This is a genomic window from Streptomyces sp. NPDC005281 (genome assembly GCF_040607495.1).
Lineage (GTDB): Bacteria > Actinomycetota > Actinomycetes > Streptomycetales > Streptomycetaceae > Streptomyces.
Genome location: NZ_JBEXGX010000002.1, coordinates 278,111 through 290,841 on the forward strand (window position 1 = coordinate 278,111; position 12,731 = coordinate 290,841).

The following is a 12,731-nucleotide window of genomic DNA, read 5'->3' on the forward strand; positions in this document are numbered from 1 at the left end:
GCTGGATGTCCCAGGAAGACACCTTTCACGAACTCGGCCGGCGGGAGTGCCTGCGCCTTCTGGCGAAGGTTCCGGTCGGCCGTGTCGTGTACACGCGGCAGGCGCTGCCCGCGGTCCTTCCGGTCAACTTCTGCCTGGACGCGGACGACTCCGTTCTGCTGCGCACCTCGTCCGACTCGGAACTCGTCCGCGCGATCGACGGCGTCGTGGTCGCCTTCGAGGCGGACGAGTTCGATGCGGAGAGCCGGTCCGGCTGGAGTGTGGTCGTCACCGGACGGGCCACCGTCGTGACCGACCCCGTCGAGCACGAACGGCTGTCGCAGGCCGGTCCGGCCTCCTGGATGCCCTTGCGGAGCGTGGTGTTCGTCCGGATCGAGTCGGAGATGGTCACCGGACGCGACCTCAGGGCACACGCGTGACCCCGTGACCGCCGCTCACGTCCCGCCCCGCACGGGGTCCCACACCGCGTCGGCCCCGCCCCCGCGAACTTCCTCGCCGACCGGGTCCTGCGGGAAGCCACCCCCAACTGGCGGAACAGCCAAGGGGCACGGCGCAGGATCCGGGTCTCCTTGGCCGAGTTGGTCTAGATTGCGCTGGCTATGGCAGAACATGGTGGAATCAGCCGTCGGTCGGTGTTGAGGGCCATCCCCGTCGGGAGTCTCGCAGCGATGCCGGGCGGAAACCCGGCGGTCCGGCGGCCTGCCGCGACGGCGACGGCGACGCCATTCCCGCAGCCTGCGGTATCGGCTTCGCGACCGGTGCCCGGCTTCCCCTCACCGGTGGTGCTGCAGAAGCTCGACGTCCGGTTCACAGACGTATTCGTACCAGGTTTCGGCCGGGTCACCACGCGTACCTACAACGGGACGATTCCCGGTCCGACGCTGCGCCTGCGCGGCGGGCACACGCTGCGGCTGACGCAGGTCAACGGCTTGCCGCCCAACCCGCCCCACACAAGCGGTCACAACACACCGCACCGCCCGAACAGTTTCAATCTGCACACCCACGGGATGCACGTCTCCCCGTCCGGGCACGCCGACAACGTCCTGCGCGAGTTCGCCCCGCGCACCGCGGACGAGGTCGCCGCCGACGCCACGGAGCCGCGGTACGTGACGACTATCCACGTCCCGGCCGACCACCCCGCCGGTACCTACTGGTACCACCCGCACCTGCACGGAGCCACCGCCGAGCAGGTGGTCGGCGGCATGACCGGGGTGATCATTGTCGAGGGCGACGTCGACGAAGTCCCCGAGATCGCGGCGGCCGCGGACATCGTCGTGTGCGTCAACGAACTCAAGCTCGAAGACGGCCGGGTTCCGCCGTTCACCTCGGGTGGCTGGGTCACCGGCGTCCCCTCCACCTTCACCGTCAACGGCGCGGTCAATCCCACCCTGCGGCTGCGCCCCGGCGAGGTCCAGCGATGGCGGCTCGTCGCCGCGACCGCCTTCACCGCTCTGCGACTCCAGGTCACCGGAGACCGCGGACGCCTGCCGCTGCACCAGATCGCGCAGGACGGTGTCACCTTCGCCCGGCCCGTGGTCCTGAACCTGCTGGACCTGGCCATGGGCAACCGCGCCGACGTCCTGATCCGGGGCGGCGCACCCGGCCTGTACCAGCTGCGCGCCGACGGCGTACACGGACCCCTGATGACGATCGAGGTCGCCGGAGAACGCGTCGAACCACGGATGGCACTGCCGAACTCGCTGCCGCCGGGCAGACCCTTCCTCGACGAGAGCGACATCGCCAACCCCGACGCCGACCGTGAAGTGGTCTTCCACGCCGACACAGGGGTCTTCACCGGAGCCTTCCCCAACGCTTTCCGTGTCCTCGGCCCCCACGCGACCCCCGCTGCCGATCCCGACGGCGACCTCACCCGCGACCCCTCCTACGGCCTGTTCGACCCGGACTACACCAACCACACTCTGCGACTCGGCACCGTCGAACGGTGGACGGTCCGCACCGACGAGACGATCCCGGCGCACAGCCACCCCTTCCACCTGCACACCAACCAGCTCCTGCTCACCCACCGCGACGGCAGACGGCTCGACCCGCCGATCTGGCACGACACCATCGGCCTGTCCGGTGGAACCCCCGCACGTTCCGTCACCTTCCTCGCCAGGTACGAGGACTTCACCGGCCGGACCATGGCCCACTGCCACCAGCTCCACCACGAGGACCTCGGCATGATGCAGGCCGTCGACTACGTCGAACCGTGACGCCCTGTCGCGTATCCAAGGTGTCGCGAAGGCGTAGACCATGCCCGTGCATGGCCCGCCGAACTAGGATTCCGGCTGGGCGAAGTCGTAGCGCAGAGGTAGTCGCGCGCGGTCTCCAAAATCGCGAGGACGCCGGTTCGAATCCGGCCGGCTTCGTCCGCTCTCTCGCGGCGTCCATGTGTACGCCCCAAGGGCACCGAAGGTCCTGTCGGAGGCACGACTCGTGCGCGGCCCGGGGATGAGCGGAGTGCCGCGACTCGGCGGTGCGGGACCGCGTGACGCCTGGTACGGGGTGATCGCGCTGCTCGTCCTGCCCCGCTTCCGGCCGTACTGGAGCAGCCTGTGCTGTGAGCATGGCGGCGGCCGGCGCATCAGACCCGGGATCGGGGGTACCTCGCACTGTGGAGGTACATGATGTTCGAGGCAGGTGACATCCGCGAATGGCGTGGTCACGACGTGGTGGACCCCGCCGGTCACAAGATCGGCACCCTGGAGTCCGTCTACGTCGACACGGCCACCGACGACCCTTGGTTCGCGACCGTGACCGTGGGCCTGCCCACGCGACGGCGCCTGGTGTTCGTGCCCCTGGACCGCGCGACCGTCGGGCCGGGCTATCTGAGGGTCGCTCACGAGAGGAACCTCGTGCGCAAAGCCCCCTCCATCGACACGGACGGCGTGCTGCCCGCAACGGACGAGCCGGAGGTCTTCGCCCACTACGACCTCGAGTACGCACCGGGCGGCAAGGGCGAGCGCCGTCTCGCCCGTCGCTGATCCGCGCCGATCGCCGCCGGAAGAACCGAGCCGAGAGCCGCCGGGAGAGCCGATGAGCCTGTTCCTGTTCCTGATCCTCGTGGCGGTCGTGCTGGGCATCGTCGGATTCGCCGCCCACGGCCTGTTCTACCTGCTGGTCATCGGCGTCGTCGTCCTCCTCGCCGATCTCGTCTACGCCGGCGTGCGCCTGCGCCGCGGCGGCCGGAGACAACGCATCGCGCGATGAGCGCGGTGCCCGCCCCTGCCGCCGCGGACCGCTCGTCGCGGCCCGGTCACCCGCCCAGGTACGGGCTGTAGAGCGCGGACAGGAAGCGGGTGACGATGACCTCGCGGGTCGCGGCCGGGAGGGCGTCCAGCAGCCGGTTGACCGGGGCCATCCTGGCCGCGCCCTCGCCGCTCAGGTCGACGCCCGCGGCCGGGAGCAGGGCCGCGAAGGACGCGTTGTCCAGTTGGGTCAGGTCGACCTGTGTGAGCAGGTCGACGATGTCCGCGGGCGGCGTCGGCGGGCCCAGCGGGCGCACGACGTCGACGCACTCGCGCAGGACGGCGAGGAGTTCCTCGACTCCGCGCTCGCTGACCCCGGTGAGGGTCAGGTGCAGGTTGGCCGGAAGGCCGTCGAGGCTGAGCTGTGGCTGGAGGAAGAAGCCCCGGGCCCGCGTCTCGTCCGCGAGGGCGAACAGGTCGATCGGGGGCCCGGCCGCCGGGTCGGTGCCTATGGCGACCAGGGTGGCCTCGGGGGTGCCGAGGACGGTGAGGCCGTCGATCTCCTCGACGCCGCCGATCAGCCGACGGGTCGCGGACAGGGCGGCACGGCCCAGTTCGCGGTATCCGTCAGCGCCGAGGGCCTGGAGCGTGGCCCACGCCCCGGCGAGCGGTCCCGCTCCCTTGCTGCTCTGGATCGTGGAGTTGACGACGCTGTAGCCGGGCCAGGTCGCGCACGCGTAGTAGGCGTTGATGCGCAGTGCCTCGTCGCGGAACAGCAGGACGGAGGCGCCCTTGGGGGCGTAGCCGAACTTGTGCAGGTCGCACGAGAGGGAGGTGACGCCGGGGACGGACAGGTCGAAGGCCGGGACGGGCGCTCCGGCCTCGGCGAGCCAGGGCAGCAGCCAGCCTCCGACACACGCGTCGACGTGGCAGGGGATGCCGCGGGCGGCGGCGTCGGCGGCGATCTCCGCGACGGGGTCGATGACGCCGTGCGCGTAGGACGGGGCGGAGGCGACGACGAGGATCGTGTTCTCGTTGCAGAGCGCGGCCGTCACGGCCGGGTCGGCCCGGTAGGTCACGGGGTCGACGGGCGCGGTGCGCACGGTGACCCGCAGATAGCTGCCGGCCTTGTGGAAGGCGGCGTGGGCGGTGACGGGTACGACGATCTCCGGGGCGAGGACGTCCGGGCGGGCGTCGCGGGCGGCCTTCACCGCGAGGATGATCGACTCGGTTCCGCCGCTGGTGAAGATGCCCGGGGTGCTGTCGTCGCCGCCGAGACGGGCGGCGGTCGCGCCGACGACCTGGCGTTCGAGCGCGACGATACTGGGGAACGCGGTCGGGTCGAGACCGTTGACCTCCATCATCGTCAGGTAGGCGCGTTCGGCGGCTTCGCGTACTTCGGGACGGCCGCTGTCGTAGACGTAGGCGGTGGTGTGCCCGCCCCGGGTGGGCAGGTCCGCGGCGGTGAGGACGGCGAGTTCGGCGAGGAGGTCGGCGCCGGAGCGGCCGGTCTCGGGCAGGCCGGGGTGGGCGGCCGGAGCGTGGTCGGCGGTCTGCTGAGGAGTCGTCATCGGGTGGTTTCCGTTTCTCGCACGGCGCGGCGGCGGCCGTAGGCGCGCAGGGCGGGCAGGGAGAGCAGCATGAGCAGGGCGGGTACGAGGCTGAAGCCGAGGAGGATGCCCGTTCGCGCGGTCGCGGTCTGGGCGACCGGATGGTCCAGGGTCGAGGAGACGAAGCCGGTGGCGGCCAGGGCGATCGAGTACGCGCCTGGTCCGACCGCGAGGCCGACCGTCTCGCCGGCCGTCCACAGTCCGGTGAACGCGCCGGACTGGACCTGTCCGGTCCGTGCCGTGTCCGCGTGGACCGTGTCGGGCAGCAGGGCGAGCGGGAGGACCTGGAGGGCCGCGTAGCAGACGCCGAGCAGCCCGCAGATCACCAGTGTCAGGGCGACCGCCGTGGTGCCGGCGCCACTTCCGGCGGCCGGGAGGAGGGCCACCGAGCAAAGGGCGTAGCCACAGGTGGCGACCGTGAGACAGCGCAGCCGTCCCCATCGTCCGGCGGCCTTGGCCCAGAGCGGTACGGCGACGGCGCTGGGTGCGACGAGGCAGACGAAGAGCACCGAGGTCAGGCCGTAGCCGCCGAGGCGGTAGGTGGCGACGTACGGTGCGGCGGCGAGCATGATCGCGACGGCGGCGGCCTGGAGCACGAAGGAGAGCAGCAGCGCGAAGAAGGCGCGGTTGCCGCGTGCGGTACGGAAGGCCGCGACGAGTCCGAGGGGTTCGGGTCCGGGCCGTGAGCGCACCCATCGGGTACCGAACGCGGGGATCAGCAGGACCGCCGCGATGACGAGGCCGATGGCCAGCCCCATCGTTCCGTATCCCCTGCGGCCCCCGCCCGCGATGTCGACCACGAGGGGTGCCGCGCCGCCCGCGACGAGGATGCCCAGGGTCAGGAACACGATCCGCCAGACCATGATGCGGGTGCGGACCGACGGCAGGTGCGACATCTCGGCGGGCAGGGCCACGTACGGCACCTGGAACAGCGAGAAGGCGCTCGCGGCCAGGACGAAGGTGACGGTCACCCACACCGCCGCGCCCGTGCCGGTCATCGGGGACAGGAACATCGCCGCGAACGCGGCGGGCAGCGCGAGCCCGCCGGCGACGAGCAGCCGGGTCCGGCGGCCGGTGCGGACGGCCTCGCGGTCGCTGGCGGCCCCGACCAGGGGGTTGAACACGGCGTCCCAGGCCTTGGGCAGGGCGACCACGAGTCCGGCGAGGCCGGCGGGGACGCCCTGCGCGTCGGTCATGAAGTAGAGCAGCAGCAGGCCGGGAACGGTGGAGAAGAGGCCGGTGCCCACCGAGCCGAGTCCGTAGACGAACAGGCGGCGCCGGGTGAGTTCGCCGACGGCGGCCGGGGGGACCAGGGCGGTCGTCATCCCTGCTCCCGCTCGTCCGGCTGAGTGGCGCCGAGCCCCAGCTCCCGCAGGACGAGTGCCCGCAGGTGGGCGCGGAAGCGCGGGACCTCGGCGCGGATGCCAGAGCGGCAGAAGCCGTGGGTGCTCCACAGCACCGTCCAGACGGTCATCTCGACGTCGGCGGATCCGGCGGCCGGCCCGGCCGGGACGACCTCGCGCACCGTGTCGCGGACCGACTCGATGAGCGGCCGGGCGTAGGCGGCCTCCAGGTCCGCGAACTCGGCGGCGTCCGAGAGCCAGCGGCGCATCCACAGGGCCGGGATGTGCGGCTGGTCGAGACAGAAGTCGAGGTAGCGGTCGACGAGGCCAGTGACCGCCGCGACCGGGTCGGTGGGGGCGAGCTCCCGGAACGCGGCGAGCGCGTCGGTGAGCACCCGCTGCTCGGCGAGGTGGGCGCGGAGCATGACCTCCCGGTAGAGGTCGGGCTTGCCGCCGACGTGGTAGGCGACGGTGGCCATGTTCAGCCCTGCCTCGGCGGCGATCCGGCGGGTGCTCGTGCCGTCGTAGCCGTGGTCGGCGAAGAGGGAGGTGGCGGCCGCGATGATGCGCTCACGGCTGGCGTCGGCGGGTGGTGGGGCGGGGGCCGAGGCGGCGGGTGGAGAGTCGGACATGGCGGGGAGGATATGCGGCCGACAGGCCCCGATCAATCGATTGATGGAGAGAATTTGACGAACTCCGCCGAGCGTCTCGCGACAATGCCGGACACTCCCGCCGAACACGCCCTCGGAAGCCCTCCGCCGGGCTTCGGACCGCGGCGTCGCGGCCCGGCACACCGGCGTACGCGCGGGCGGGCACCGCGTCGGCGACCTGTGCGCCGACTGTGACGCACAACACAGAGGGGAAGTCAGATTTTACCCAGCAAAATGATCAATGGGGCCGCGGCGTCCGTACCCCCTGTGAAATCTGATCAATACGTCAGGAGGCACCATGCCCATCTCACGCAACTTGGCAGGAACGGTCTTCGTGGGCGGCGCGGTGGCTCTGACCCTCGCCGCACTGGTCTACCCGACCATGCTCGGCTACCAGACCACGTCCAGCGCGCAGACCCGAGTCATCGCGAACACCCAGTGGGGCCCGCTCACCGAAGGGGACCGCGACTTCGTCGTCAAGGTCCGCGCGGCCGGGCTGTGGGAGTACCCCCTCGGCGAGATCGCGCTGAAGAAGGGCTCGACGCCGGCGATGCGGGAGGCCGGCAAGCACCTGATAGTGGGTCACGCCCGCCTCGACGACCTGGACCGCAAGGTCGCCGCCCAGCTGAACATCACGCTGCCCAACCAGGCCTCCCCGCAGCAGCAGCAGTTCGTGGCGACCTCCGTCGCCCAGAACGGGAAGGCGTTCGACTCCACCGCCGCCAACATCCTGCGCGTCACGCACGGTTCCATCTTCACGGTGATCGCCAAGGTGCGCGCCACCACCGACAACTCCCTCGTACGGGAGCTCGCGAACCTCGCCAACGACACGGTCCTCGACCACATCACCATCATGGAGAAGACCGGCACCATCAACTTCGACCAGGTCCTCGCCCTCCAGAGCGCGCCTCCGACGCTCCCCAAGGACCAGCTCACGCCGCCCCCTCCGCAGCCGGGCGCCCCGCTCGTCGTCCTGACCGCCCGCCCCGACCTGAACGTGCACACGGACACCCCGACGCCCAGCCCGGCGGTCGGCTGACCGGCGGCTTCAGGCCTGCCGGGTGCCCTGCCAGGTGTTGTGGTGCAGGACCTGGTCCAGGAGGAGCCGCGGGCCTGGACCGAACGTGGTGCGGAGCGGGTGGGCTGTCGGCAGCAGGGCGCCCTGGCGGACCGTCGCCGGCAGACCCAGGAGGTCGGCCACCTCCCGCTCGCGGTCCAGGTGGACGCTCGTCCAGGCGGTGACCAGGCCGCGGCTGCGCGCGGCCAGCGCATAGCTCCAGGCCGCCGGCAGCAACGACCCCCAAAGGCCTGCCTGATTGCCGGTGGGCAGTCGTCCGCCGGGCACTTCGATGCACGGGATGACCAGGACGGGTACCCGGTGCATCCGGTCGGCCAGCGTGCGCGCGGCGGTGATGATCGAGCGGGAGGCCGCGGGCAGCTCCGCCGGTCGTTCGAGAGCGGCGGCGTTGCGTTCGTAGAAAGCGGCCCGGTACACCTCGGCGACGTCCGCGCGGACGCGCGGGTCGGTGAGCAGGAGCCAGCGCCAGTTCTGCCGGTTGCTGCCGTTGGGCGCCTGAAGCGCGATGCGCAGACAGTCCTCGACCAGGGCCGGGTCCACCGCTCGCTCCAGGTCGAGACCGCGCCGCACGGATCGCGTACTGGTCAGCAACTCCTCGCAGGATAAAGCGAGTTCGCCGTTCACGGCAGCAGCGCCGACCGGACGGCCAGCGTGAGGTGGGTGACGGCGACGAAGGCGATCGCCGTGGGCATCGGCCACCCGCCGCGGCCCGCGGCCAGGAACCTCCGGGTGCCGTGGGCGGGAAATACGGCCGCGAGGCAGGGCAGCAGTGCGTGCGGGCCCCGGGGCGCGAACAGCAGGACCTCGCAGACGACGGCGCCGGCCGCGAAGCCCGCGGTGACCGCGGCCGCTCGCCTCGGGCCGAGGTCCGCCGAGTACAGCCCGGCGCCCGGTGGTGCCGCCCAGGCGGTCTTGCGCGCGAACTCGAAGTGCAGGAAGACACAGGCGCACAGGGCGAGCAGCGCGGCACCGCGCCAGTCGGCCGTCACCGTTCCCCCGGCGACGAGCGACCCGTACACATAGCCGCCGAGCAGCAGCTGCACCGGGTAGGCGACCGCCAGGCCGAGAAGGGGCCGCTCGCGCACCGCGGGAGACAGCCGTTCCAGCAGGACGAGGAACAGCCCGTATCCGAGAGCCGCGAGGATCAGCAGGACGTCGGCCGCCGACAGGGCCGCGTTCAGTCCGGTCACCACCGCGGTGATCGCCGCCATCGCGCCGCGCAGTTCGGCCGAGGTGATCGCGCCGGTGACGAGCGGCCGGTCCGGGTGGTGGACCCGGTCGTGGGCGAGGTCCTTCTGCTCGTCCAGCATCCGCAGGAACAGCAGCGCCAGTACGACGCTGACGACCCGGATCCAGGTGGCGCCGGAGGGCCGCCAGGCCGTGCCGGTCACGGCCACCGCCGAGCCTTCCAGCGCGAGGACCCACAGCAGTCCGTAGGCGACGTAGAGGTGCGGCGGGAACCTGCGCAGCACGAATCGGCAGAGTCTGGCGGGTACGTGCGGGGCGGCGACGACGGTGGTGGTGGTCATGGCGTCCCTCCGGTCATGGCGTCCCCTTGTCGGGACGGCCCTGTGGTCGGGGCGTCCCTTTTGGGCGGGGCGTCTCGGGCGGCGGGTGCGGGGCGGCGCGGCTCCGGGCGGTGCGTCTCGGGGCGTTGGGGCCGAACTCACGCGGCCCTGCGGGCGGTCGGCGTCGCGAGCGCACGCTCCGGGCCCGGGCCCGGGCCCGGGCCCGCGTCGGCGTCCGCGTCCGCGAGTCTGATCCGGGCCTCGGCGGCCAGGGCTCCGGGCTGGCTCAGGGTGCACTCGATGTCGGCGCCCGGTACGGCCGGAGTGGTCCTGCACTCCAGTGGCAGGTCCATCTCGGCGAAACGGCGGAACCGCGCGGCCAGGGCGACCGGCAGCGGGCTCGGTGTGCGGACGGCGCCGGCGGACACCGAGGCGCGCAGGGCGAGTTGGCGGAAGCACTCGAGCTCCAGCATGCCGGGGACGTGGTCCACCCAGTGGTCGTAGAGGGTGGGGTGCGTGGTCTCCGCGTACAGGTGGGCCGTGTGCGTGCCGTCGTCCGCGGCGCGCGGCGGGGAGATGACCGTGTTGGCCGGGGTGCGCCTGCCGACGAGCGCGGGATCGACACGTGGTCCGCGCAGCGCGACGGGCACGGCGGGCAGGCCGAGCGCGCCGCGCTGTCCTGACCGCAGGTTCGTCCAGTCCTCGGGCGGCATCCAGGAGTAGTCGATGCGGGCCAGCAGTGCCTCGCGGGCGCCGACGGCGAGGGTGAAGCGAAGTTTGAGGCCCCGCACTCCGGCCCGGGTGCGGAACCGCTTCTCGATCCGGGTGGTGATGACCGCCTCGGTGGGCCGGTCGTCCCGGTTGAGGGCGGCCGGGTCAGGCACCACGAACTCGACGGTCCGCAGCAGGAACTTGTGCCCCAGGCGGACGCCGAGGTGGCGGTGGGCCACCACGAAGATGCCCTGCCGGCACGCCTCGAGGAGCAGGAAGGGGTCGAGCCGGTCGCCGGGGCCGAGCGTGTCGTCGTAGAAGGCGTGACGGCGGGGGAACCGCGCGGCCAGGAGCATCTCGTCGTCGCCGTGACGCTCGGCGTCGGTCAGGAAGACCTCCGCGGCGGCGGAGCGGTGCACCAGTTCCTTGGGGAGTGTCCGGGTGAACTGCATGGGGAGCTCCCTCAGTTCGCGGTGGCGCGGACGGTGTCCAGGTGGCGGCGCCAGGTGTCGGCGTCGGCTCCGTCGAGCACGGGCGCCCGGCCCGGCTGCCGCATGGGAAGCACCTTCGAGCCGACGATGACGGCGTCCCACGGGTCGAGGCCGATCCCCCGCCGCCAGGCGGTCTCCAGCAGCGTGCGCGGGGTGGCGATGGGCTCGGCGCCCCGGTGCCGGGACACGGTGTCGCGCAGCCGTGCGAGGGCGGGCTCGAAGTCGAGGTTCTTGGGCCGGGTGGCGGCGTACAGCCGGCCGGTCAGTTCCAGGGCGTGCGCGGTGCGGTCCTCGTCGGCGAGGGCGGAGCGGAAGAGGAGATCGCGTTCGCCGTCGTCGAAGTGGACGGCCAGCTCGCGCAGGACGTCGGCGGGTTCGTCGGGGGTGTGCACCAGATTCAGCAAGTAGCTGTAGCGGCCCAGGAGATGGCGCAGCTGGCCGGGCCGGCGGGCGTCCGGGTCCGTGGGTCCCTTGAGCCGGGTGAGTTCGACGGAGGCGGGTACGTCCAGGTCGTGATCGGGACGTACGAGCAGGACGAGGGCGTCGGCGTCCTCCAGGAAGAGCGCGGCCAGCCGCCTGCGGTAGGGGGTGGCGAGATTCCACTGGAAGTACCACAGGGAGCGAATCATGGTGCGGGTCAGCCGGGTGACGGCCGCGCCGACGATCCTGAAGCCCTGCCCTGCCAGCCAGTCCGCGGCCGCGTCGAGCCTGCGGGCCACGACGGCGTCGGGCTTGAGCAGGAGCAGCGCGTGCCGGTGGGCGAAGCCGGTGATGTCACCTGTGAGAGCGGCGAGTTGGTCGTGGCTCTCCTGGAAGTAGGTGTCCGCGCCGTACAGCCGTTGCTTGGCGGGGTGGCAGGTCAGCAGTGGCGAGACGGGTATGCCGTACGAGGGCTCGGCGAGGTGGGCGGAGGTCATCGGTGGGTGCTCCCGTCGGGTCGGGCGGCGGCCGGCTCCTCGCGCGGGGGCGGGCCGAGATAGCCGGTCGCGAGGCAGTGGTCGAGGAGACGGCGCAGATAGGAATGCGCGCCCGTAGTGGGCGGACGGTGGCCGAAGGCCTCCGCGTGGGTGGCGTCGAAGCGGACACGGCGCCGGAAGTAGGGGGCGTACAGGGAGACGACGCGGTCGTAGTACGGGCGTTCGCGGCCGGGCAGCGCCGTGGCGGCGAACGCGGACGGGGGGACGAACCGCGGCACGTGGAGGGACGGGTACTCGGCGAGAACGTCGGACATGCCGCGCAGGGTCAGTTCGTGGCCGACGGCGTGCAGGGTGCGTCCCTCGGCGTCCTGGAACCGGGTGGCGGCCTCGGTCACCAGGTCGGCGACCTTGTCGACCGGGACCAGGTCGAGGACGGCGTCCTGGTGGCCGGGCACGGTGCGGACCAGGCCCCTGGTCAGGACCTTGAGCACGGGATAGATGGTCTTGAGGTCGCGGACGCGGCCGGTGCGGGTGGCGCCGGTGACGATGCTCGGACGGATCACGGCCACGGGCAGGCCGTCCGCCGCCGCCTTGCGGACCAGTGTCTCGGCGGCCAGCTTGCTCTTCTCGTAGTCGTTGCCGGGGCGTTGGCCGAGGTCGAGTTCGTCCTCGTACGCGATGCCGTCGCGTTCCCCGCACACATAGGCGGTGCTGACGTGCACCAGGGGGGTACGGGCTGCCAGGGCGAGGTCCAGGACGTGCCGGGTGCCCTCGACGTTGACACGCTCGTACCGGCCCGGCGCCAGTCCGAAGTCGGTGACGGCGGCACTGTGCACGATCCGGTCGGCAGTGGCGGCGAGCCGCCGGTCGTCGTCGCTCAGTCCGAGGCCGGGGCGGGTGATGTCACCGGTGATCCGGGTGAGGGTGCCCGGACCTGCGGCGAGTTTTCTGCCGTTGTTGCGGACGAGGTCGCCGTTGCGGTGCAGTACGGCCAGCACCGTGTGGCCCGCGGCGGTCAGCCGGGCCGTCACCTCGACGCCCACGAAGCCGCTGGCGCCGGTCACCAGCACGGTCATCGGGTCGGACGCCACCGTGCCGGACGTCATCGGATCGGCTTTCGTGCGACCGGATTTCGGCAGGTCGGCTTTCCTCCGGTCGGCATTCGTCGGACCGGCTCTCGTGCGATCGGGTTTCGACAGGTCGGCATTCGTCCGGTCGGCATTCGTAGGGTCGGA

General features: G+C 72.0%; 13 protein-coding genes and 1 tRNA gene. 6 read left to right on the forward strand and 8 right to left on the reverse strand.

Going from position 1 to position 12,731, the window contains the following annotated elements; all coding sequences use genetic code 11:
- The first annotated feature begins 5 nt into the window (after positions 1-5).
- From ABZV42_RS03925 to ABZV42_RS03945, 5 genes are all read left to right on the forward strand, one after another.
- Positions 6-419 (forward strand): pyridoxamine 5'-phosphate oxidase family protein, encoded by a 414-nt coding sequence (locus ABZV42_RS03925; RefSeq protein ID WP_356050850.1) that lies wholly within the window; start codon positions 6-8, stop codon positions 417-419.
- Between the two features lie 363 nt (positions 420-782).
- Positions 783-2,213: a multicopper oxidase family protein gene (locus tag ABZV42_RS03930; RefSeq protein ID WP_356050851.1), complete on the forward strand. Its 1,431-nt coding sequence runs from the start codon at positions 783-785 to the stop codon at positions 2,211-2,213.
- Between the two features lie 81 nt (positions 2,214-2,294).
- Positions 2,295-2,369, forward strand: a tRNA-Trp gene (locus tag ABZV42_RS03935).
- 258 nt (positions 2,370-2,627) lie between these two features.
- Positions 2,628-2,984: a PRC-barrel domain-containing protein gene (locus ABZV42_RS03940; protein WP_355979922.1), complete on the forward strand. Its 357-nt coding sequence runs from the start codon at positions 2,628-2,630 to the stop codon at positions 2,982-2,984.
- Positions 2,985-3,036: 52 nt separating this feature from the next.
- Entirely contained in the window at positions 3,037-3,210 is a 174-nt protein-coding gene (locus tag ABZV42_RS03945) for a hypothetical protein (protein ID WP_356050852.1), read from the forward strand.
- Between the two features lie 46 nt (positions 3,211-3,256).
- Here the strand turns inward: ABZV42_RS03945 and ABZV42_RS03950 are convergent, their stop codons facing one another.
- From ABZV42_RS03950 to ABZV42_RS03960, 3 genes are read right to left on the reverse strand one after another with little or no spacing between them, the layout of a single operon-like run.
- A complete protein-coding gene (locus ABZV42_RS03950) occupies positions 3,257-4,759 on the reverse strand; it encodes an aspartate aminotransferase family protein (protein WP_356050853.1) in 1,503 nt (500 codons plus the stop codon).
- Positions 4,756-6,123 (reverse strand): MFS transporter, encoded by a 1,368-nt coding sequence (locus ABZV42_RS03955; RefSeq protein ID WP_356050854.1) that lies wholly within the window; start codon positions 6,121-6,123, stop codon positions 4,756-4,758. Before ABZV42_RS03955 ends, ABZV42_RS03950 begins: the two co-directional genes overlap by 4 nt.
- A complete protein-coding gene (locus ABZV42_RS03960) occupies positions 6,120-6,773 on the reverse strand; it encodes a TetR family transcriptional regulator (protein ID WP_355979685.1) in 654 nt (217 codons plus the stop codon). The genes ABZV42_RS03955 and ABZV42_RS03960 overlap by 4 nt, the downstream gene beginning before the upstream one ends.
- Before the next feature lie 316 nt (positions 6,774-7,089).
- On the opposite strand from ABZV42_RS03960, the gene ABZV42_RS03965 reads away from it, so the two are divergent.
- Positions 7,090-7,830, forward strand: coding sequence for a DUF4142 domain-containing protein (locus tag ABZV42_RS03965; protein ID WP_355979687.1), 741 nt, complete (start codon positions 7,090-7,092; stop codon positions 7,828-7,830).
- Positions 7,831-7,839: 9 nt separating this feature from the next.
- On the opposite strand, the gene ABZV42_RS03970 is transcribed toward ABZV42_RS03965, so the two are convergent.
- The 5 genes from ABZV42_RS03970 to ABZV42_RS03990 all read right to left on the reverse strand — a co-directional run bounded on the left by ABZV42_RS03970 (position 7,840) and on the right by ABZV42_RS03990 (position 12,602).
- Positions 7,840-8,460 carry a nitroreductase family protein gene (locus ABZV42_RS03970; RefSeq protein ID WP_355979689.1) on the reverse strand — a complete coding sequence of 207 codons (621 nt, stop codon included), beginning with the start codon at positions 8,458-8,460 and terminating at the stop codon, positions 7,840-7,842.
- Positions 8,461-8,489: 29 nt separating this feature from the next.
- Entirely contained in the window at positions 8,490-9,398 is a 909-nt protein-coding gene (locus tag ABZV42_RS03975) for a hypothetical protein (protein WP_355979691.1), read from the reverse strand.
- Between the two features lie 137 nt (positions 9,399-9,535).
- Complete coding sequence (locus tag ABZV42_RS03980; RefSeq protein ID WP_356050855.1) at positions 9,536-10,540, reverse strand: ScbA/BarX family gamma-butyrolactone biosynthesis protein; 1,005 nt, start codon at positions 10,538-10,540, stop codon at positions 9,536-9,538.
- A gap of 11 nt (positions 10,541-10,551) precedes the next feature.
- On the reverse strand, positions 10,552-11,496 hold the full coding sequence (locus tag ABZV42_RS03985; protein ID WP_355979696.1) for a nucleoside-diphosphate kinase: 945 nt from the start codon (positions 11,494-11,496) through the stop codon (positions 10,552-10,554).
- A complete protein-coding gene (locus ABZV42_RS03990) occupies positions 11,493-12,602 on the reverse strand; it encodes an SDR family oxidoreductase (protein ID WP_356050856.1) in 1,110 nt (369 codons plus the stop codon). The genes ABZV42_RS03985 and ABZV42_RS03990 overlap by 4 nt, the downstream gene beginning before the upstream one ends.
- Between the last annotated feature and the right edge of the window lie 129 nt (positions 12,603-12,731).